Source organism: Paenibacillus sp. QJM3NY_38 (assembly GCF_056173265.1).
Genome location: NZ_CM149665.1, coordinates 5,321,692 through 5,342,265 on the forward strand (window position 1 = coordinate 5,321,692; position 20,574 = coordinate 5,342,265).

Consider the following 20,574-nt stretch of genomic DNA (forward strand, 5'->3'; position numbering starts at 1 on the left):
ATCAATCTAGTAAAGGCGGTGGAGATATGGGGATTCTCACGATAGATAAGTGGAATCACACTTGCCAACTTGACACTTCAGCCAAGCCGCGTCGTAACATCGGATGGATTTCAAGCAATTGGAGCGGATACAGCCTCAAAGGAAAAAAAGGTGCTTACAAACAGATCTCCGCCAAATGGAATGTGCCGTTTGTTCGTCCAAGCCGTGCGGCGACCTATTCGTCTGCATGGATTGGAATAGACGGCTTCGGCAACAGCAATCTGATACAGACCGGAACAGGTCATGAATTCATAGACGGTAAGGCTTACTATTATGCATGGTGGGAGATCCTCCCGGCCTCGGTTACGATCATTCCGCTGCCGATTCTGCCGGGTGACCGGATGCATGCCAGCATCAGCAAGCGCAGTGGTTCGAACTGGTTGATCTGCCTTCGAAACGAATCCCGGAACTGGACCTTTCGAACATTACAACGATACAATGGTCCGCAGACCTCGGCGGAATGGATCGTTGAAGCGCCACAGGTCAATGGGGCTCTTGCAACAATGGCACGATTATCTCCTGTCGTCTTCTCCTGCTGCCGGGTCAATGGGAAAAGTCCAAAGCTGACTGCTGATAACGGGGGCATCATGCTCCAGAATTTAAAGGTTACCTCCATTCCCTCCGATCCGAACAGGGCAGGAGACCGGTTCGTTGTCAAAAGTATTTATTCATAATAGAGACTTGACCTTCACGCAGCGTAAAGGATTATCCTCAACATTATACGAAGCAGCTATTGCTTCGATAAGAGGAGGATATCAGTATGCAATTGATCGCCATCGATACACTAACCCATCAACAGCAGGCTCTGGAATCTGAGCCTGAGCTGCGGATCGCCGCATATGAGCAGCTTGTGAATCAGCCGCTTCAGCCGTTTATGGACACGATACGCAAGCGTATGCCTCAAGGACAGGACGATTACGATATGACGCAGCTGCTGGGATTATTTCGCTCGGCCGATCATCCGGAGGAGGCGCTCCAGGCTTTGTCTCGTTTGGAACAAGCGAGTTCCTGGAGCCGATGCAAGGAAGCCGTGATGAAGGCATATCCCGCATTAAAGCCGCAAGCTCACGGCATTGAGCTGGGAGATTTGCTCTTCACTCTGGCGCTGGGTGATCCTGAGCGGTTCGGCCCGCATCCCGGATATACAGGTTCAGGGGGAACACCGGGACAAATCATGGTGGTTGTGTGGCCGAACGATTATAATCTGCCGAGGCTCGCAGCCATTACGGCACATGAATTCCATCATAACGTGAGGCTCTCTTATGAGCCATGGAGTGCCGAGACAACGGTCGCTCAATACCTAGTGCTGGAAGGACTCGCTGAAGCTTTTGCCGCCGAAATGTACGGAGAGGATCTCTTGGGACCCTGGGTTCATGCCCTGAATGAAGATCAGCACAGCGAGCTTCTGCCGCGTTATCGGGAAGCGCTGCAGGTAACTGGGTTCAATGAGATACGAGGTTACATGTTCGGGGATTTGGAAGGGGATCTTTACGGCTTTACGAAAATGGGCATTCCACCCTATGCGGGGTATTCCATCGGCTACCGGATCGTAACCGATTATTTAAGACAGAGCGGTAAATCCGCGGTCGAGGCGACTTATATTCCCTGGAGGGAAATCATTGCGGATTCCCCCTACTTCAGGGAATAACAACCCAAAGCCCATGAACGAACAACAGCCGCTGCACGCCGGAAAACTCCGGCAAGCAGCGGCTGCTTTTTTATCATGATTCGTAAACCGGTTTTCCCTTAAACAGGACGGCCCGGCGGCGTGACCGCCTGGCAACGGCTTCGGCCGAGCAGCTGGCTTTTACGATCACCGCGTCCGCCGCATCCCCGACGTTGGGCCAGGCATAGCGGCCGTCCTGATCCAACGGCGTCACCCCTCCCGTAATAAACCCGAGAGCCTGTCCGAGCGAACGCTCATCGTACATATGGAAGCGTTCGGCCAGGGTGCCCGCTTTGTCCAGATTATCCCCTTTGCCGAACGGGGACCAATGGTCCATAATGCTGTCTTGCCCAAGCGAGATGTCTACGCCGCGGCGGTGCAGCTGCGGAATCGGAATGGTTCGGCCAAGCGGTACGGAAGAGGTGACCGAAATGCCCAGATCCGCCAACCGAATCGCCACCTCATCCACTTCGCTTGGTGAGACGTCCGCGAAAGCCAGCGCATGGCTGAGCGTAACCCTCCCGTTCCAACCCGCCTCTTCCGTAAGGTCAGCTACGCGCTTAAAGGTATTCAGCCCTACATGCGACGACTCATGCAGGTGCAGGTCAATGCCGGCGTTGGCTTCAACGGCCAGCTCCATCACGGTGTTCAGTGATTTTTCCATATTTTCATCCACTGTTGTGGGATCCAAACCACCAACAAGCGCTGCTCCGTTCCGGAGCGCATCCCTGACCAAAGAGACGGACTGGCTGCGAAGCAAGCCATGCTGTGGAAATGCTACAATCTCGACAAAAGCTTTTTCCCTGTATCCTTCAACCGCCTGCAAGGTGGCCTCTAAATTTCTCAAGCCGACAACAGGATCCACATTGCAATGGGAGCGGATATGGGTAGACCCGTAGCGCAGGAGCAGATCCAGCAGTCCCTCCGCTCTTTCCTTGGCAGTAGGCAGCAGCTCCGGAAGCAGCCTCTCTTCCTCCTCGATTCGGCTGAAGATTCCGTGAGCCGGACGGCTCGGTGCCTTCCATGGGCCTCCATAATAGGTTTTGTCCAGGTGGATATGCATATCTCTAAATGATGGGAGCATTAGATCCCCCTGCATATCCCGTGTCGGCAGTAACGTATCAGGCAAAGCCTCCGCAGGTCGGATCTCTGAGAAAGCCCCATTTTCTATTTTTACATGAAAGAGTCCCGTTTCGGTTCCGATCACGACATCATCCTCGTAGCGGTAACCTGTTTCCAGACGGACATTCAGCAGCCAATATGCAGTGCTCTGTTCGTTCATAGCGTTCATCCCCTTCTCGCTTATACCTGCCTCTATTTGCCTTGCCCTTCGTTTACAGCGTCCAATAAGATGCGCTCGATCTCTTGATATCCCCGCTCCCTGGCATGCTGCAGGGGAGTTACGCCATTCCCGTCGGGAATCCGGGCATCCGCCCCATGATCCAGCAGCAGCTTAACGATGTGCTGATATTTCTCACTGCCGTCACCGAGAATGACGGCCTCCAGCAGTGCGGTCCAGTTCAAATGATTTATATGGTTCACATCGACGTCGGTCCGGGTCAGCAGCTCTTGAACAATCTCTACATGTCCGCGGTCGGAGGCCGGAATGAGAGCCGTCCCGCCATAACGGTTCGTCAACGTCACATCGGCATCGGCTTCGATCGCGAGCCGCAAAATTTCCATCATTCCTTCTGCACCGGCATACAAAAATACGTTATTCCGTTGGTGATCCCGAATATTGATATCAGCGCCTGCCTGGATCAAGGCCTCAACCGTTCCGACATGATTGTGATAGGTCGCAGCCATCACGGCTGTTCTTCCCTGCTCATCCGTCGCATTGATGTCTGCGCCGGATTGAAGAAGCTGTCGTACTTGCTCCGTATTGCCTTGCTCGGCATATTCAATGAGTTCACGATTCATATTCTGCACCTCTTCTTTCTCCGGATTGGATTGACAGGCCGACAGGAAAAGGATCAATAGAATCGCTGATAAACGCAGCACTCGATGCTCCCTCCTCTTTCTATCGTGTATATTGGTATGCTAACATGAGACAGAACCATATGAAAAATACTTATAAAATTGAATTCACTAAGGTTTTTCATATACAAGGAGGATGCTTTCAACCTATGGACATCAGACAGCTCCGGTATTTTATTGCCATCGTGGAGGAGGGTACGATCTCGCTTGCCGCCAACCGGCTTCATATATCCCAGCCGCCCCTCAGTCAGCAGCTGAAAGCGATGGAGGAAGAGCTCGGGTCCGTCTTGGTATATCGCCGAGGAAAGCGGCTTGAAATCACCGAATCGGGTAAAGCGCTGTATAAATATGCGCTCCAGATGACACAGCTCATGGAAGAGGCCAAAGCCGAGGTTATAGAGGTCGGAAACGGCGATAAGGGCACGCTGAGTCTTGGCATCAATACATTATCTTCGGTAGAACTGCCGTCATGGCTGCATGAGTTCAAGGCAAGATATCCCCAAGTCTCGTATAAAATTCAGCAGAACGAGTCGTATCAGCTCTGTGAGCTCGTAAGAAACCGGTCGCTCGAACTAGCGATCGTCCGCCTGCCGCTTGAATTGGATGATTTCTCGATCCTTCATCTACAGACGGAGCCCTTTTATATGCTCACCTCTGAGGCATCCATCGAACAGGAGATAACCCTCTCTCTTATTGCGCAGTATCCGCTCATACTGCCAAGCACGGAAGGATTGGGCGTATATTATACGATCCAGATGGCTTTCTCGGAACAGAAACTCCAGCCGAACATTGCAGCCGAATGCTCCGACATTTCGCTGCTGCTGCGCTTGGTCGCTTCAGGTTTTGGCGTGGCGATCGTTCCCGAAACGCTGGTCAAGCAGCACCTGCCAGCATCTGTTCATGCCTTCAAAATCAAGGACACTCCGGCAGCGGCTTCCACAGCCTTGATCTGGCTGAGGGATCATCACGTCTCCAGAACGGCTCTGAACTTCATTGACTTGTTGACAAGTGCCCTATAACTGCTTACTGCTTCTATAACCGGCCGCTCAATCAAAAAGAGGACAGGGCTAATGAAAGCTCTGCCCTCCGGCAAGAAATTAATGCGGTTATCTTGTACGATACAATGAACCGGCAGCCTCGTGCTCCTGCTTCTGTCCTTGGGAGTGAAGATACAGCTCTTCATAATACCCATGGGAGTTCAGCAGTTCCTGATGCGTGCCTTGCTCCACGATCCGGCCTTTGCTCATGACCAAAATCCGGTCCGCCCCCATGATCGTAGATAAGCGATGGGCAATGACAAGGGTCGTTCGCCCCTCGGCCACAAGTTGAAGGGCGTTCTGGATCAGCTGCTCCGTATGCGAATCCAGATTGGCGGTCGCTTCGTCTAGAATGAGAATCTTGGGCTGGAACACAATGATTCGGGCGAAGGAGATCAGCTGCCGTTCGCCGGCGGACAAGCCGCTGCCGCGCTCCGACAACCGGGTGTCATAGCCTTCCCTCATCCTCATGATGATCGAATCCGCACCGATAAAGCGGCAAGCCTCGATCACCCGTTCCCTCGAGATGGTCTCGTCGAACAGCCGTACATTGTCCAGCACCGTCCCGGAGTAGAGATACGGCTCCTGCTGAACAAGGCCTACCATCCGGTGCAGATCGGACTGTGCCAGCTCCCTGATGTCGATTCCATCAATTCGAATGCTTCCTTCATTTACATCATAGAAACGGCACAGGAGACTGATAAGCGAGCTTTTTCCCGCGCCGGTGGTACCGACAATCCCGATCATCTCTCCAGGGTTGATATGGAGATCCAGGTCCTGAATGACCGGTGCCCCGCCTTCGTAACCGAACGTGATCCGATCAAAGTCAATGCGTCCCTCGACACTTGCTTTCTCGATGGCCACCGGCTTGCGTTGATCCGTAACCTCAGGCTGAATCGCCAGGAGACCCCATATCCGGTTAATCGCCACCGTTGCCGATTGCAGCGTATTCCACTGCTGGGTGATCGTGTTGATCGGCTGAAAGAATAAACGAATATACGTTATGAAGGCATACAGCACGCCGAACTCCAGCGTCGTTCCCAGGACTGCTTGTCCGCCGAGCCACGTCACGAACGCAATCGCCAGGTTGTTCAATATTTCGTAGGAGCGGTTAAACAGCACATTCGTCCGGATCTCCCGAATGTTCGCTTTGAAGTAAGAGTCGTTCCGTTCCTCAAACTGCTTCTCCTGCTCCTTCTGCTGATGGAACACTTGGATCAGATTCATGCCCGATAGATTCTCGGCCACAAAGGCCACCAGCCGGGATAACCGCGTTCTGGCCATCTGATAGGTGTGACGCATATAACGCCGGAACGCAATGGCAATCCCTGCAATGATCGGCAGCAGGATCAAGCAGTATAAGGTCAGCGTGACATCCAGCTGGAACATCAAGACCAGAATGAAGATCAAGGTGAAGCCGTCGCGGAACAGGCTGAGCAGCACCTGGTTAAAAAACTGATTGATCGCTTCGGTATCACTGGACACATGCGTAATCAAGCTGCCGCTCGGCACTTTATCGAAATAAGACATCGACAGCTTGGATATATGGGCAAACAGCCGTTTGCGAATGCTCGCTACAATGCTCTGCCCCGCCTTCTGCAGCAAATTATTTTGCAAATAGGTAAACACCATGCTGAGCAGCGATAACAAAAAATAGATAGCGCATATGAGCATCAGGCCCCGAAAATCGTTCTTGCCGACCATCAGATTATCATCGATTGCGATTTTCATCAGATACGGCTGCAGCAGCTCTGCCGAGATGGCAATCAAGGTGCAGCCGATAAACCCGGCAAAAATCAGCTTGTATTCCTTCATATAACCCGATAAAGCACGGAATGTGGAAATATACTTGGGCTTGGACTGAGGGGCATTCAGATCCGCCTTCTGGTCCAGCTGCCAATTGTTAATGGCCTGTGCCATGAAACTTCATCCCCTCTTCCTGAATGTCATGCAGCGTCCGGTACAGTCCGTCCTTCGACAGCAGTTCTTCATGCGTACCCCGCTGAACCATCTCTCCCTGATCCAGGACGATGATCTCATCGGCATGTTTCAATGCACTGATCCGGTGGGCAATGATGATCGTAGTCTTCCCAGCGCGGATATCCCGAATCGTCTCCATGATTTCCGTCTCCGTCACCGCGTCGACGGCGCTTACGCTGTCATCCAGAATGAGGATAGGTGCATCCTTGATTATTCCCCGTGCAAGGCTGGTCCGCTGCCGCTGTCCTCCGGACAGCGTAATGCCGCGCTCCCCAAGGCGGGTCTCGAACTTATCCGGAAACTCCACAATGTTGTCGTAGACCCGTGCTTTTCGCGCCGCTTCCTCGACGACAGCCGGCTCCGTGTCCCGTTTATAGAAGGCAATATTCTCGCGGATGGTCGAGCTGAACAGGAAGCCGTCCTGGGGAACATAGGCGATCCCTTCGCGCAGGCTTTTTAATGTAAGCTTCCGAATATCCACACCCCCGATCAGCACTTTCCCCGGAGGCGGGTCGAAGGTACGCAGCAGCAGCTTCATAAGCGTAGTCTTGCCGCTTCCCGTGCGGCCAATGATGCCCAGCGTCGATCCGGGCGGAACATCCAATTGAATGCCCCGCAGAACCTGTCTGGCCCCCTCCTCTTGACCATCCGCATCCTCGTAAGAGAAGGATAAATCACGCACTTCAATGCCCGGGTTCTCCTGATTCAGCTCCTTGGCGCCAGGCAGTTCCTTAATGTCTGCCTGCTTGCCAAGCAGGTCGTTTAATCGGTCAAGCGAAGCCCTCGCGCGCTGAACGACATTAATGACATTGCCGATCTGCTGCAGCGGATTCATCAGCATACGAATGTAAAGCGTCAATGCGACAAAGTTTCCGACCGTAATCCGTCCCAGAATGGTCAGGTAACCGCCGAATAAGAGGGCGATAATGAGTGAGGTAGCGCCCAGAAACGGAATGATCGATTGAAAAAGCGATGATACGCGTACCAGCCGCAGCTGCTTGTCCCGGATGCGGTCCACCGTCGTCCCAAAACGCCGCTTCATCGTGTCTTCCACCGCGAACTTCTTGGTGACACGGATCCCGCCAAACTGCTCCTCCGCCGATTCCGTCATCACACCCAGCGCTTCCTGTACCTGCAGTGACCTTCTCCTGATAATCGGTCCGAGCCAAACGACAATGACCGGAATCAGCAGCAAAGGCGCGATGCTCGCAGCTACCAGATACAGCGGTACGTTCGTGATCAGCAGCATAACGATTGTGGAGACCAGCAGGATGGAGGAGTTTACCGTCTGATTGATCCCCATGGAGATCGCTTCCCTTACCGTCGTCACGTCATTCATAAAATAACTTAGCAGCTTGCCAACGCCATTCTTGGAATAAAATCGCTCACTAAGCCCCGTAAAATGGACAAACAATCGGCGGCGGTTCATAAATTCGAAATACCGCCCCGTGTACATCACCAGAAACTGACCGATCCCGCCGATGACGGCGAAGCCGACACCGATACCCAGCAGCGTCCAGCTGTACTGCACGATACCGTCGACAGACAATAAACCATCCTTCAGTTCATCCGTAAAATTTCCCAGCACCCTTGGGAAGTTCACGTGGATGATGTTAGCAACCAAATGGCAGCAAACCGACAATACATAAAACGGCCACGTCTTCCTGAAAAAATCTCCAAGTATTCGATGAGAGTCCAATGTCCCATATCACTTCCTGTCCCGTTATTGGATTGATTAGCCCGTTACGTTCCTCCTTCCATACGTTTGCTGTGATACTCCCATATTAATAGGTTCTAGAAATAAATCAGTCCTCCTTCCCGAACGGCCATATGATTTATACAAATTCAGACATACTGAGTAACAGCAGCCGATATCATTTCAATCCAATCATCCAAAGAAAAAAGCCGCAACCATTCGTCGCGACTTTTTTAAAAGGTGTTCCTATGGATGGCGCTATCCTGATTTTCGGCTCACGCTCACACCGCCAACCAAGGAGCCGGCTCGCCCGAATAGGTCAGCGAAAGCTTATGCATAGCACGGGTACAAGCAATATAGAGTAAGCTTCGATCCATCTCGGAACGATAGTTTTCGGCGTCCGCAAAAGGAACGATAACCTGATCGAATTCCAGACCCTTGGCCATATGGGCGAAGGTGATCGTAATTCCCTCCTCAAAGCGTTCGCTGCTAAAATCGAGCAGATTCACGCTGCCCTGAAGCCCTCTGATGGACTCATACACCTGCCGTGCCTCTGAAGACGTTTTGCATATGATCCCCATCGTCTGCATCCCGGAATCTAAAAAGTGACGGCTACGCTCTTGAATGAACGCCAGCTCCTCCCGGACGTCACGACACCGGATCACCTGCGGCTCTTCTCCATGCCGTTCCACGGGAATCATGGTGCTGCCCGGATGAATTCGCTTCGCGAGTCCCATAATTTCCAGCGTGGAACGATAGCTTTTTAACAGCTCTATTGTATCGGCATGCGGAAATACGCTCTTGATATCATGCAGTGAAGTGGACGTATATACGTTGACCGACTGGTTGCTGTCCCCAAGAATCGTTTTTTTGCACGAAAACCATTTCGATAGCACGACGTATTGAATCGGTGTATAATCCTGCATTTCATCGACCAGCAGATGCTTCACCATATCGTATGACGTGTTTCCTTCCAAATGCATTTTGAGATACAGCAGCGGAAATACGTCCGCATACTCAATCGTTTTCCTTCCGTTCATGACAAACATGTCCGGTTTGTTCCTATATGAGAAAAATTCCTTGTACATGCTGAGCACATTTTGAAATTTGAACATGTTCTTGATTGAGGTTTTGACTTTTTTGGCTTCTGCCGCAGTCAGTCTCTCTCCATCCTCTGTACGAACCCGGCCTGACAGGATGGAAGCAGTCTTCTCCAATCGCTGCCTGATCGGCGTGATCATGGTGCCAAGATAACAGTCCCTGATCTCCGAAGCCGAAATACATACGTCTTTCAGCTGAATATCCGCAGCCAGGAAGAAATGCTCACCGGCATATTTCATATAAGCCTCCAGCTCATGTACGAAGTGCATGCTGGCCTTATACCGGATCCGTTCAATGGCCTGTTCGTCATCGGCGCTCACGATTTCGTTCACCTGTTCGAAGAAGGTCTGAAACTGACATAATCCCCCCAGCTCTTTGGCAGCAAGCTCCTCCATCGTTACCTCCATGATTTTCTCTTCGCCAAGCTCTGGCAGAACGTTGGATATATAATCAGAAAACACTTTATGGGGAGATATAATGAGCACATTGCTGGAAGTCAACGTCTCCTTATGGCGGTACAACAGAAATGCTACCCTGTGCAGAGCCACGGAGGTTTTGCCTGAACCTGCCGCCCCCTGTATGATCAGCTCATTCGCGGTTTCGTTTCGTATGATGGCATTTTGCTCCTGCTGGATGGTAGCCACAATATTCTTCATCTTCTCGTCCGACGTGCTGCTGAGCTCCTTCTGCAGGACGTCGTCATTGATGTTCATGGAGCTCTCAATCATATATTCCATTTGACCGTCTTTGATTTTGTACTGCCTTTTTACGGTAATTTCGCCTTGCATCCTGCCCATGGGCGCTTCATACGACGCAGGACCGACATTGTAATCATAGAACAAGCTTGCTACCGGCGAGCGCCAATCATAAATGAGATGCCCCTGACTCTCCGGATTCGTGAAGGAATGGATGCCAATATAGTAGGCACCTTCTTCTTCCGGTTCATTCGAACGGAAATCCACCCTGCCAAAATACGGCGACGTGAGTAGCTTGCGCATCTTCTGCAGCCTGGCCGCCGTCTTCTCACCCGTATCAATGGACAAGGAAATATCGACCCGGTTGGCCGCCCGTTCCGCCGCATCCAATTGGGCCATGTTGACCCACAGGTACTTCTTGGCTTCAATGATATCCCTGTAAGAATCAGACACCTTCCCCTCTAATTCCTTCGATGCCCGATGAAGCTCCTTTACTACAAACTCTAGATATTCCCGCTCTGCGCTTTCGCTTGGATTCAGCATTAGGAACCTCCCCCTCTTTGCTAAAGAATAGCTTTAAGTATAGGGGTTTCCCGAAAAAAATATAGACTTATACTTTCCGTTGTAGTATTGTGTATTTATCGTGGGTCCAAAAACACCTATACGATTTACATCAACCATAATGTCTTACATAGATAAAAAACCAGGCTGCATGCTCATGCAAGCCTGGTTTTTTTATGCCTCTTACCGCTCGTTTTTGGTTTGGTACAGATACAGCGTAAGTGGAACGAAAATAGCGATAATCACCACGCAGACCCCGATTCCTGTCATGATCACAGGCATGGTTGCCGTGCCGTTCATCAGTCCCCTGACCGTGGCTGCCGCCATGCTGATCGGATTCAGGTCGATCAGAATACCCGTCCATTTCGGCATCGTCGACGAATCCACCAGAATGTTGCTGGCGAACAGCAGCGGGTATATCGCGATCATGCTCGACCCCGATACCGTCTCCGGCCGTTTGGCCACGACGCCGATCAGGGCAAATATCCAGCTGACACCGAATGCAAAGAACAGGATGAAGGCAATGGCAAGTGCCATTTGGATGACGCTGCCCTCGGGCCGGAAGCCCAGTACAAGCCCCGTGCCCAGGGCCACGATTACGCCGATTGTATAGCGCACACCATCCGTCAGGATGGAGCCTAGCACCGAGGCCGGCTGCCAAAAGGGCAGCGTTCGAAAACGATTATGTACCCCTTTGGTAATATCCGAGCATATCGTGGTTCCGCTATACACCGTCATGGGCACGACCGTCAGGATCAGAATGCCGGGCAATAGGAATTGAATATAAGCCCCGGTTGACCCGGCCATAGCGCCGCCGAACAAGTAACTAAATATAAGCAGCAGCAGAACCGGCGACAGAACCGCGTCCATCACCAGACCAAACCCGTTGTGCTTCGTATGCTGCCAAGTTCTCCACATAAAAATTCGGATCGCCGTCAGGGCGTGGGGAGGATCGGTATCGGCTTGGCGAACAGGCAGCACACCGTCCTTATTCGCTGTATGATGGCTTACAGTCATGGCGTGCCTCCCTTCGACTTCGCGCGGGTCAGTGACAGAAAGACCTCATCCAGACTCGGTTCGCTTAAGGCGAAATATTCAATAGCTAACCCGTTCTTCATCAGTGAATGAAGGGCCTGATTAGCAGCTCTTGCATCCTTCACCGGAATTTTATGTACCAAGGGATGATCGTCCTGCAATACGGTCAACGCGTGTTCCTCATTTAACAAAGTACCCAGCTTGCGCTGATCGGCCGGCTCGTTGAATTGGATGGTTAACGTTCTGTTGCCAACGGAAGCCTTCAATTGCCGGGGCGTCCCTTCCGCAATCAGGCTCCCCTTATCCATCACGGCAATCCGGTCCGCCAACTGATCGGCTTCTTCCAGATATTGCGTCGTCAGCAGCACGGTGGTGCCCCGTTTCAAAAGCGACCTTACAACCTCCCACACTTGAATGCGGCTTTGCGGATCGAGGCCCGTTGTCGGCTCATCCAGAAAAATAACGTCGGGTTTCGTAACGATACTGGCGGCAATATCCAGCCGCCTCCGCATCCCGCCAGAGTAATGCAACACCGCGCGGTCCTTTGCTTCGCTGAGTCCAAAGGATTCGATCAGCTCCTCGCTTACGGATCGAGCCGATTTCGCCGAATAACCGTAAAGCCTTGAAATCAACATTAAATTCTGAAGACCGGAGAGTCCCTCATCCAGTGCTGCAAACTGGCCTGTCAGACTGATCTTTCTTCGAACGTGCCGGGCATTGCTTACGACATCATACCCGGCCACGCATGCGAATCCCCCATCCGGCTTAACCAGGGTGGATAACATATGAATGGTGGTTGTTTTTCCGGCACCGTTCGGACCTAACAAGGCAAACAGCTCTCCTTGCTCCACTCGCAGATCCATTCCTTGAACGACCCCAATGCCGTTATAAGATTTGCGAAGCTCTTTCGTTTCAATGGCGTAAGGCAAGTTTCACAACTCCTCCTCTTCCTATACAAATCGACCTCTAGATTGCCATGCTGCTTGCACTTAAAAATCGTCCTTATGATCACGGACCCAATCAGCAAGCGTGGCTGCCGGCCGCCCTGTGACCTGCGCTACCGTCGGTAATACCGTATAACCGATCTCGGGTGGATTTTTTCCCATTTGCACAAAAAATTCAATCGACTCCTCGTCATAGCCTTGCTCTCTCCATTGATCTCTCGCCTGTTCCTCGGTCAGTTCCACAAAGCGGATGTCCCTGCCTGTTACCTCGCTTATAATCCGAACCGCTTCGAATCGCGAGAGGGCTTCCGGTCCCGTAAGGAAATATTCTTGTCCATGGTGACCTTCCTCAAGAAGTGCGGCGACGGCAACGCGAGCGATGTCGGCTTCGTGGATTCTCGCACTCAGCGCATGGCCGAACGGCTCACGAACGACTCCTTCGTGGCGGATCGATTCCTGCCAATCCACCAGAATATTCGCCATAAACTCGCATGGCTTGAGCAAGGTCCACTCCATTCCGCTGTCTCGAAGTGCAGCTTCCACAGGCCCTTCTTCATAGCCCACCAATACCGTTACCCGCTGTATGCCAGCCTTCTCGGCAAGCTCAATAATCCGCGGATCCGTCTGCAGGGTCCCGTATGCCTCATCACTGGAAATGATCAAATGCATGGCCCTCACGCCTTGCATGGCGGGGATCAGGCTATCCGGGTCGTTGAGATTCCCGGCAACCACCTGCACACCCTCCGGCAGGTTCGCTTGCTGTGGATTGCGTGATATCGCTCTCACTTCTATGCCTCGCTGCACAAGCTGCTGCACGATATGTTTTCCAACAGTTCCTGTAGCTCCTGTTACCAAAATGGTCATATGAAACTTCCTCCTTGAGTTCTATTTAATGGTTCATGTTCATTCCCTGTTCATTGTTCATTGTTCATTGTTCTTGATCCATCATTCATAACGTTTACGGATTTCCTCCAGCTCCTGCAGCAGTTCGTCCTTCAATTCCGGCGGAGAGATGATCTCCACCTTTGCACTGTAGCTTAAAATCACCGAGATGGCATAGGCTTTGGTATAGAACACCGTTCGGACATCTAGGAATCCCTCCCCGGAGATGAAAGCCTCCGGAAATTGCTCGGTCACCCTCGGTCCGGCGGATGAATCGAAACGGAGATGAGCCTGTATGCCCTGCACCGCCTCCTGATCCTCCCGCACCAGGTTTCCTCTTGGGATGAACGTGTCGGTGGATATTTCAAGACTGGATATGCGCGATACTCTGAAGATTCGTTTCCCCCGCTTTAACAAGCAGTAGGCCTCCAAATACCACACGCCTTGTTCCCAGTACAGCTGCAGAGGCTCCACTTGCCGCTCCGAGCGGCTGCCGGATGTACTCGTATAGTGAAGGGTCATCAGGTTCGAGCGTTCAATGGCATTTAGAATGGGTCGTACCCATGCCCGCTCATACTCCGACGTGCTCATATCGAATAGAATTTGTTCATGACATCCTCCGTTCAACAGGGCAGGCTGCAGGGTTCCAAGCTTATTCAGGATGGAAGTGTATCTCCCCTTCACAGTCCCTTCGACGCCCTTCAAAAGATTGTAGATCGCCAAAAAATCGTCAACGGAGAAGTGCTGCCTCGTCAGATAGAACCCGTTCATCAATTCAAAGCCGCCATCCGCACCGGGATAGGAAGCAACCGGAATGCCAGCCTGATTAATGAGGTCCACATCGCGGTAGATCGTACGAACCGAGACTTCATACCGGGCGGCAAGCGCCGTGGCCGTCACTCTTTGTTTGGTCAACAATTCCATCGTAATGCCTAGCAGCCGGTCGAGTTTCATCGGTAACACTCCTCGCGTTTCATACTTTTTGACTTCTGAATCGAATGATAAAGCATGAATCCTGACATCTAGTATGTCAGGATTACATCTCGTTCTTGATGGAATGGGATTATTTTTTAGGAAAAGAGTAAATAAGGTGGGATAACAAAAAAAGCTCCGTGTCACGGAGCTTCCTGCATAGATTATATCAGTTCAAACTGTCTAACTGCTACTGAAACCATCCGCTGACAGCTAGCTGTTTCCGCTGTTATGCCAGCTGTTGGCGTATTAAGCGTTCCATTCGACCCATTCGCCATCCTGCGGAATTTCGATATGGGTGCGCAGTCCTTCCGCTGCCAGACGACCGGACAGCTCCTCTCTTGTCACAAGGCAGTGGTTGATCGCTTCCATATGGACCGCAACCGCCTTCGTATATGGAGCATACCGAAGCAGTTCGATCACATCACGCTCATCCATGGTGATCGGATCTCCTGTAAGAAACTATCTATTGTGAATTTTTCATATGATGTATTTTTAATATAATTTCTTTTATTTCACCGTATTCTCTTCCGCCATCAATTCCCGCGCATATTCGTTCAAATTGATGGATTGGCCGTGATTCAGCCTCGATTTCTCCGCTGCGAACGCAATCAGATGGCTCCGCACGGAGGCACTGGCCGACGTCAGGCTCTCCTGCCCGTTATAGCTCCGAACCTCCTTCAGGAAGCTCGCCACAATTCCGCTGTCGCCCCCGCCATGTCCGCTCGACTGCGAAGGAATCGTAATCTCCGTTTTCTGCCCGGACAGGAAATCATAAACCGTAATCTTGCCTTCCTCTCCCCGAAGCTCTCCGCGGGTGCCCATGATCTGAATTCTGCGCTCCTGTTCATACGTAAACCCGCACATGCTGAACATTGCGGTGGCGCCGCCTTCAAACTCCATGTTGACGACCTGATGATCGACCACATTGTTATCGCTCCGATATACGCAGCGGCCATAGTCCGTATCGCGAAGCCCCTGAATGATGTTCGGCTTGGTCAGCTCCTGGGTGAAATGCCCCGCCCATCCCTTGTACTGATCGCTCAAGTAAAACCGGGGGGCCGAATATGGACAGGTCGCTTCTACCTGGCAATCGAGGCAGCGGTCGGCCGAACCTTCGGGGGCCTGCTCCTCCCGGAAATGCATCAGGGAGCCAAACGAAGTGACCTGCGTGCAAGGCCGATCCATCAGCCACGACAGCACATCCATATCATGACAGGATTTAGCCAGTATCATCGGGCTGGCCTTATCGGAATGATTCCAGTTCCCCCGCACAAAGCTGTGCGCGATATGCCAGTATCCCACATTCTCGTTCAGCTGGACCGAAGCCACCTCACCGATGGTCCCTTCCTGAATCAGGCGTTTGATGGTACTCCAAAAAGGGGTATATCTCAGAACATGGCATATGGTCAGCAGCCTGTTGTTGCGAATGGCCGCCTGCTCCATCTCAAGACACTCCTTCGGTTCCGGGGACATTGGTTTCTCCAGAAGCACATGATACTGTTTCTCCAGCGCTTGCATGGTTGGGCCATAATGCATGCGATCCTGCGTGCAAATGACGGCGATATCGGCAAGCTTCGGCTCCGCCAGCAGCGGCTCCCATGATTCATAACACTGTTCCGGAGGAATTCCGAACCTTTCGGCAAATCGGATGCGCCGCGCCGGATCGGCCTCGGCCACGGCCACGAAGGTCAACTCATGCGGGTAATCCAGGGCATAGGGGGCATAACCCCCGGCACCGCGCGCGCCGGCCCCAATCAATATGGCTTTCAATTGTGTCATAACATGTCGCTCCTTTTAGGTTCTGTACACGTGTTTATTTGGTATATCGATCTGCCGCGGACTGGTAAATAGCCAGATAGCGCTCCGAGCCCATTTTTTGCAGGTTAGCAACATATTGGTCCCAGTTATCAAAGGACTCGTTCCCTGCTATGAATTTATCCCGCATTTCATCCACGTACGTGTGAATGTCGGTTTGGATACCGGTAAGCTCGGACTGCTCATCGGCCGTAAAATTAAACGGCGGCCAGACCTTGTCTTGAGGGATGACGTACGGCTCGGCTTTTTTTGCGTTCTCTACAGAAGTCGGCAGGCCTTCCGCTCCCTTGAAATACTTCTGGGTCACGAAGCCCGGATAATATCCGCCGGGCCATATCAGATACTGCCCTACCGCCTGGTCCAGATTGAGACCTTCCGGATTGTTCTTGATGTCGTCCACGTAATCCACATTGCCTTCTGCATCTTCCTTATACGTTTCGTCTTTCCAGCCCATGAAGAACATGCGGATGCCTTCGTCGCTGTAGAAGTAATCCATCCAGCGGATCAGCGCGGCCGGATTCTTCGCTTTATCGGTAAGGACAAACATCCCGATGTTCCCCAGCGGAGAGCCCGTGGCGCTGAACATCTGATCGCCGTGCGGCCCCTTCAATACCGGCAGCCCCACATAACCCTCCTGGTTGTAGATGGCGACCGGATCCACGTTATCAACAACGCCGAGTAGGCCTTCAACGCCTTTCGCGTCCACTTCCGTGCTCTTCACGGACATGATATCCTGCTCCAGCAGGCCGTCCTTGTACAGCTTGTTCACGAATTGAAGCAGTTCCTTGTATCTTGGATCCGTCGGAATGAACCGGACTTTTCCGCTCGCCGGATCGGTATCCACGTTAATGTTCGAAGTTCCGTGATAATTGAGACCGAACGAGCCGCGCAAATAGTTGACGATGCCGGCAGTCCCCACGCCGCCCCAGGCATATTCGTCCTTCTGGCCGTTGCCGTTCGGATCCTTCTCTTTGAATGCCTTCAACATATCGTAGAATTCATCCAGCGTCTGCGGCTCTTGAAGGCCAAGCTTGGTCAGCCACTCCGACTTCACCCACGGCGTTCCGTACAACACGGACCGGAATTCCGGATCGTATATCGTCGGCAGCCCATAAATGTTGCCGTCCGGCATTGTAATCCCCTTCTCGATAACCGGATACTTTTCCATGAGGGCTTTAAAATTCGGCGCGTGTTGATCAATCAGGTCATTCAGCGGAATAAAAGCACCCTGCTTGCCGTATTTCAGCAGGTCTGTCCTTGGAAATGCGGAAGCATAGAACATTTCCGGATAATCGCCGCCGGCCAGCAGCAAGTTCCGTTTTTCCGCCAAATTGTCTTTGTGCACCGTGTCCCACTGCACCTGAATATTGGTCATTTTCTCATATTCCTGCCACAGCCTGATGTTGTTCCAGTCGGCGTTGGCAAAGAACTTTCCGGCAAACCCGGTCACTGTCATCTTGTCGTCGACAATCGGAAAACCCGTTTCATTTATCGCGGATTTCCCTTCACTCGAAGGGTCCGATTGAGCCGTTCCTCCCGAGCCTTTCGAGCTGCAGCCCACCGCCAGCGATAACGACAACATGCAGGTCAACAGAAGACTTCCCCATTGCTTCAGCTTCATCCGTAATCCTCCCCTTTTCATGTTCCATCCATATTTCCATGCAAGGAATTATCCTTTGATGGCCCCAATCATCACGCCTTTGACAAAATATCGCTGCAGGAACGGATAGAGGGCCAGCACCGGAATATTCGCCACGACCAGCACCGCGTACTTAATGCCCTCCACTTCCCTTTGCTGCTTGATCGCCGATTCGGTCGACATTTTGACCATATCGTTCGTTTGTCCCTGAATCAAAATTTCGCGCAGGATGAGCTGCAGCGGAAATTTATCTTTATCCGATAAATACAGAAGTGCATTGAAGAACGCATTCCAATGACCGACCGCATAGAACAATATGGTCACTGCGATAATCGGCATGGACAGCGGCAGTATAATCCGTGTCAGGATTTTTATGTTCGAGCAACCATCAATCGTCGCGGCCTCCTGCAGCTCGCCGGGTATGGACTGCTGAAAGAAGGTGCGCATAATGATGATGTTCCAGATGGATACGGCATTCGGGATAATCATGACCCAGAGCGTATTCAGCATGCCGAGGTTCTTGATCAGCAAATACGTAGGAATGAGTCCTCCGCTGAAAAACATCGTGAAGACCAGCAGCGCCATGATCGCATTTCGCCCGACAAAATCCTTCCGGGACAGCGGATAGGCGGCAAGGATGGTCATCGTGAGATTAATGAACGTGCCAAGCGACGTATATACCAGCGTGTTGGAAAAGCCGCTGATGATATCCTTGTTCTGAAAAATTTTCACGTAGGAATTCAGGTTAACGCCCTTGGGCCACAGCAGCATCTCGCCCCTAAGAACCGCCTGCGGGTCGCTAAACGATGCGCTGAGCACAAAAACCAGCGGATACATGACAATGATGGTGACCAGGATCAGAATCGTATAGTTGATAACATTAAAAATGCGGTCCCCTCTGGTTTCAATTTGCATGGTTCTTTCCCTCCCCTCTTTACCAAAGGCTGGTCTCGCTCACGCGCTTCGAAATAAAGTTCACGACTACCAGCAGGATAAAATTGATGATGGAATTGAACAATCCGATGGCAGCGGAGAAACTGTACTCGGCATTCTGGATTCCCATTCGGTAGACGTAGGTGGCTATAATGTCGGAGCTCTCCATATTCAGGTTGTTTTGCATCAGAAGCACCTTTTCGAACCCGATACCCATAATGCTGCCCATATTGAGGATCAAGAGAATGATGATCGTTGGCATGATGCCAGGGATGTTAATATGCCATATGCGCTGAAGCCTGGTTGCACCATCGACGCGAGCCGCTTCGTGCAGCTGGTTGTCAATGCCGGCAAGGGCAGCCAAATAAATAATGGAGCTCCAGCCCATGGTCTGCCATACATCCGACAGAACGTAAAGAGATTTAAACCAAGAGGGTTCAGTCATGAAATTGATCGGCTGACCGCCGAACATTTCAATAAAATGATTGATGATGCCGTAACGGGGCGACAGAAAAATCATCATCATCCCGACAACAACCACGGTAGAGAGAAAGTGAGGCGCATATGTGATGGTCTGCACGAATTTCTTGAACCGTTCAGCCCGAACCTCGTTCATGAGCAAAGCCAGAATAATCGGGATCGGAAAACCGACGGCAAGACTGTATAAACCGATGCCCAGCGTGTTCTTGATCAGGCGCCAGAAATAATAACTGTTGAAAAAGCGATCGAAGTGCTCAAAGCCGACCCACGGACTGCCCCATATCCCCTGCGTTGCTATAAAATCCTTAAAGGCGATCTGGATGCCGTACATCGGAACATACTGGAACAGGATGTAATAGGCGATGACTGGTGAAATCAGGGCATAAAGCTGCCAATTGCGTAAGACGCGATTCCACAGTAAGCGCTTACGTTTCGTTTCGGGAACCACGGTTGCTGCGGAGTGCAGGGGCGTATTAGCCAATGAGCATCACCTCGTATGTATGGGATTGGATTAACCTCGTTTCACCAGCAAAGCGATTCTGACTTGCCATTAAAACATGGGTATCCGCTCAACCAGCGGATCAGTTCCTTTACATGCATCGAGCTTGAAAAGTACTCGTTTATGATTTCCCTCCTTTGCTATGCAATCCGTCATATGACTAAGCTACCACCGCCTCAAGCTATCCGATTGTCGAATAAGGTTATTCCAGCTCACTATATGTTAGGTATAGTAACGCCAAATCAATTTATAAATAAGACCCGAGCAGGCGGGTGTTATTTTATTTTCTCGGAGTGTTTTTGGATATGTTTTTGGATAATTACGGACTAAATTTGGACCCATACTGGTACATAAAAGGCACCATGCGAAGGGCCTGTTTCATGAATGGGAGGAATTCTCTCTATTATCAAAACCTTTATAATACAAGGTATGAAAACGAAATCGATGACTAGAGTGAAGTTATGCGAAGAATCGTTTAGCAGTTACCAAGCCCAGAAACATCATTCCAAACATTTGGTTGATTTTCACTCATGATAATATAGCAATATGGCATTGTCAAATACTTTTTTGGACTATTTTGGCCCAAAAACCTCAATGTTTGGATGAAAAACCACAAAAAA

At 51.3% G+C, this 20,574-nt stretch carries 17 protein-coding genes; 3 read left to right on the forward strand and 14 right to left on the reverse strand.

What is annotated here, in order from left to right:
• The first annotated feature begins 26 nt into the window (after positions 1-26).
• Both AC0VZ8_RS24575 and AC0VZ8_RS24580 read left to right on the forward strand, forming a co-directional pair.
• Positions 27-713: a G1 family glutamic endopeptidase gene (locus AC0VZ8_RS24575; protein ID WP_071223252.1), complete on the forward strand. Its 687-nt coding sequence runs from the start codon at positions 27-29 to the stop codon at positions 711-713.
• Between the two features lie 86 nt (positions 714-799).
• The gene (locus AC0VZ8_RS24580; protein ID WP_475484716.1) at positions 800-1,687 is read left to right on the forward strand and encodes a DUF2268 domain-containing putative Zn-dependent protease; all 888 of its coding nucleotides are present in this window, start codon (positions 800-802) and stop codon (positions 1,685-1,687) included.
• A 73-nt stretch (positions 1,688-1,760) separates the two neighbouring features.
• Here the strand turns inward: AC0VZ8_RS24580 and AC0VZ8_RS24585 are convergent, their stop codons facing one another.
• Positions 1,761-2,987, reverse strand: a complete 1,227-nt coding sequence (locus tag AC0VZ8_RS24585; protein ID WP_475484717.1) for an amidohydrolase — start codon at positions 2,985-2,987, stop codon at positions 1,761-1,763.
• Between the two features lie 32 nt (positions 2,988-3,019).
• On the reverse strand, positions 3,020-3,706 hold the full coding sequence (locus tag AC0VZ8_RS24590; RefSeq protein WP_475484718.1) for an ankyrin repeat domain-containing protein: 687 nt from the start codon (positions 3,704-3,706) through the stop codon (positions 3,020-3,022).
• A gap of 125 nt (positions 3,707-3,831) precedes the next feature.
• Here AC0VZ8_RS24590 and AC0VZ8_RS24595 point away from each other — a divergent pair, with 125 nt between their 5' ends.
• The gene (locus AC0VZ8_RS24595; RefSeq protein WP_475484719.1) at positions 3,832-4,701 is read left to right on the forward strand and encodes a LysR family transcriptional regulator; all 870 of its coding nucleotides are present in this window, start codon (positions 3,832-3,834) and stop codon (positions 4,699-4,701) included.
• Positions 4,702-4,788: 87 nt separating this feature from the next.
• Here the strand turns inward: AC0VZ8_RS24595 and AC0VZ8_RS24600 are convergent, their stop codons facing one another.
• From AC0VZ8_RS24600 to AC0VZ8_RS24655, 12 genes are all read right to left on the reverse strand, one after another.
• Positions 4,789-6,639 (reverse strand): ABC transporter ATP-binding protein, encoded by a 1,851-nt coding sequence (locus tag AC0VZ8_RS24600; protein WP_475484720.1) that lies wholly within the window; start codon positions 6,637-6,639, stop codon positions 4,789-4,791.
• A complete protein-coding gene (locus AC0VZ8_RS24605; RefSeq protein ID WP_475484721.1) occupies positions 6,623-8,398 on the reverse strand; it encodes an ABC transporter ATP-binding protein in 1,776 nt (591 codons plus the stop codon). Before AC0VZ8_RS24605 ends, AC0VZ8_RS24600 begins: the two co-directional genes overlap by 17 nt.
• A gap of 278 nt (positions 8,399-8,676) precedes the next feature.
• Complete coding sequence (locus AC0VZ8_RS24610) at positions 8,677-10,734, reverse strand: HelD family protein (protein ID WP_475484722.1); 2,058 nt, start codon at positions 10,732-10,734, stop codon at positions 8,677-8,679.
• A gap of 201 nt (positions 10,735-10,935) precedes the next feature.
• Positions 10,936-11,769, reverse strand: coding sequence for an ABC transporter permease (locus AC0VZ8_RS24615; protein WP_475484723.1), 834 nt, complete (start codon positions 11,767-11,769; stop codon positions 10,936-10,938).
• Positions 11,766-12,716 carry an ATP-binding cassette domain-containing protein gene (locus AC0VZ8_RS24620; protein ID WP_475484724.1) on the reverse strand — a complete coding sequence of 317 codons (951 nt, stop codon included), beginning with the start codon at positions 12,714-12,716 and terminating at the stop codon, positions 11,766-11,768. Before AC0VZ8_RS24620 ends, AC0VZ8_RS24615 begins: the two co-directional genes overlap by 4 nt.
• A gap of 60 nt (positions 12,717-12,776) precedes the next feature.
• The gene (locus AC0VZ8_RS24625; RefSeq protein ID WP_475484725.1) at positions 12,777-13,595 is read right to left on the reverse strand and encodes an NAD(P)H-binding protein; all 819 of its coding nucleotides are present in this window, start codon (positions 13,593-13,595) and stop codon (positions 12,777-12,779) included.
• Positions 13,596-13,676: 81 nt separating this feature from the next.
• A complete protein-coding gene (locus AC0VZ8_RS24630) occupies positions 13,677-14,567 on the reverse strand; it encodes a helix-turn-helix transcriptional regulator (RefSeq protein ID WP_260068753.1) in 891 nt (296 codons plus the stop codon).
• A gap of 267 nt (positions 14,568-14,834) precedes the next feature.
• Positions 14,835-15,023 carry a hypothetical protein gene (locus tag AC0VZ8_RS24635; protein ID WP_260068752.1) on the reverse strand — a complete coding sequence of 63 codons (189 nt, stop codon included), beginning with the start codon at positions 15,021-15,023 and terminating at the stop codon, positions 14,835-14,837.
• A gap of 72 nt (positions 15,024-15,095) precedes the next feature.
• Positions 15,096-16,367 carry a Gfo/Idh/MocA family protein gene (locus AC0VZ8_RS24640; RefSeq protein WP_260068751.1) on the reverse strand — a complete coding sequence of 424 codons (1,272 nt, stop codon included), beginning with the start codon at positions 16,365-16,367 and terminating at the stop codon, positions 15,096-15,098.
• A gap of 34 nt (positions 16,368-16,401) precedes the next feature.
• Positions 16,402-18,024 (reverse strand): extracellular solute-binding protein, encoded by a 1,623-nt coding sequence (locus tag AC0VZ8_RS24645; protein WP_260068750.1) that lies wholly within the window; start codon positions 18,022-18,024, stop codon positions 16,402-16,404.
• 48 nt (positions 18,025-18,072) lie between these two features.
• A complete protein-coding gene (locus AC0VZ8_RS24650; RefSeq protein ID WP_071223266.1) occupies positions 18,073-18,957 on the reverse strand; it encodes a carbohydrate ABC transporter permease in 885 nt (294 codons plus the stop codon).
• Positions 18,958-18,976: 19 nt separating this feature from the next.
• A complete protein-coding gene (locus AC0VZ8_RS24655) occupies positions 18,977-19,936 on the reverse strand; it encodes an ABC transporter permease (RefSeq protein WP_475484726.1) in 960 nt (319 codons plus the stop codon).
• Between the last annotated feature and the right edge of the window lie 638 nt (positions 19,937-20,574).

Bases quoted from the DNA above. Each gene is read 5' to 3' on its own strand.
- AC0VZ8_RS24600 (WP_475484720.1), bottom strand. From the start codon at position 6,639: ATGGCACAGGCCATTAACAATTGGCAGCTGGACCAGAAGGCGGATCTG.
- AC0VZ8_RS24615 (WP_475484723.1), bottom strand. From the start codon at position 11,769: ATGACTGTAAGCCATCATACAGCGAATAAGGACGGTGTGCTGCCTGTT.
- AC0VZ8_RS24640 (WP_260068751.1), bottom strand. From the start codon at position 16,367: ATGACACAATTGAAAGCCATATTGATTGGGGCCGGCGCGCGCGGTGCC.
- AC0VZ8_RS24650 (WP_071223266.1), bottom strand. From the start codon at position 18,957: ATGCAAATTGAAACCAGAGGGGACCGCATTTTTAATGTTATCAACTAT.
- AC0VZ8_RS24630 (WP_260068753.1), bottom strand. From the start codon at position 14,567: ATGAAACTCGACCGGCTGCTAGGCATTACGATGGAATTGTTGACCAAA.
- AC0VZ8_RS24595 (WP_475484719.1), top strand. From the start codon at position 3,832: ATGGACATCAGACAGCTCCGGTATTTTATTGCCATCGTGGAGGAGGGT.
- AC0VZ8_RS24625 (WP_475484725.1), bottom strand. From the start codon at position 13,595: ATGACCATTTTGGTAACAGGAGCTACAGGAACTGTTGGAAAACATATC.
- AC0VZ8_RS24610 (WP_475484722.1), bottom strand. From the start codon at position 10,734: ATGCTGAATCCAAGCGAAAGCGCAGAGCGGGAATATCTAGAGTTTGTA.
- AC0VZ8_RS24645 (WP_260068750.1), bottom strand. From the start codon at position 18,024: ATGAAGCTGAAGCAATGGGGAAGTCTTCTGTTGACCTGCATGTTGTCG.
- AC0VZ8_RS24575 (WP_071223252.1), top strand. From the start codon at position 27: ATGGGGATTCTCACGATAGATAAGTGGAATCACACTTGCCAACTTGAC.
- AC0VZ8_RS24580 (WP_475484716.1), top strand. From the start codon at position 800: ATGCAATTGATCGCCATCGATACACTAACCCATCAACAGCAGGCTCTG.
- AC0VZ8_RS24635 (WP_260068752.1), bottom strand. From the start codon at position 15,023: ATGGATGAGCGTGATGTGATCGAACTGCTTCGGTATGCTCCATATACG.
- AC0VZ8_RS24585 (WP_475484717.1), bottom strand. From the start codon at position 2,987: ATGAACGAACAGAGCACTGCATATTGGCTGCTGAATGTCCGTCTGGAA.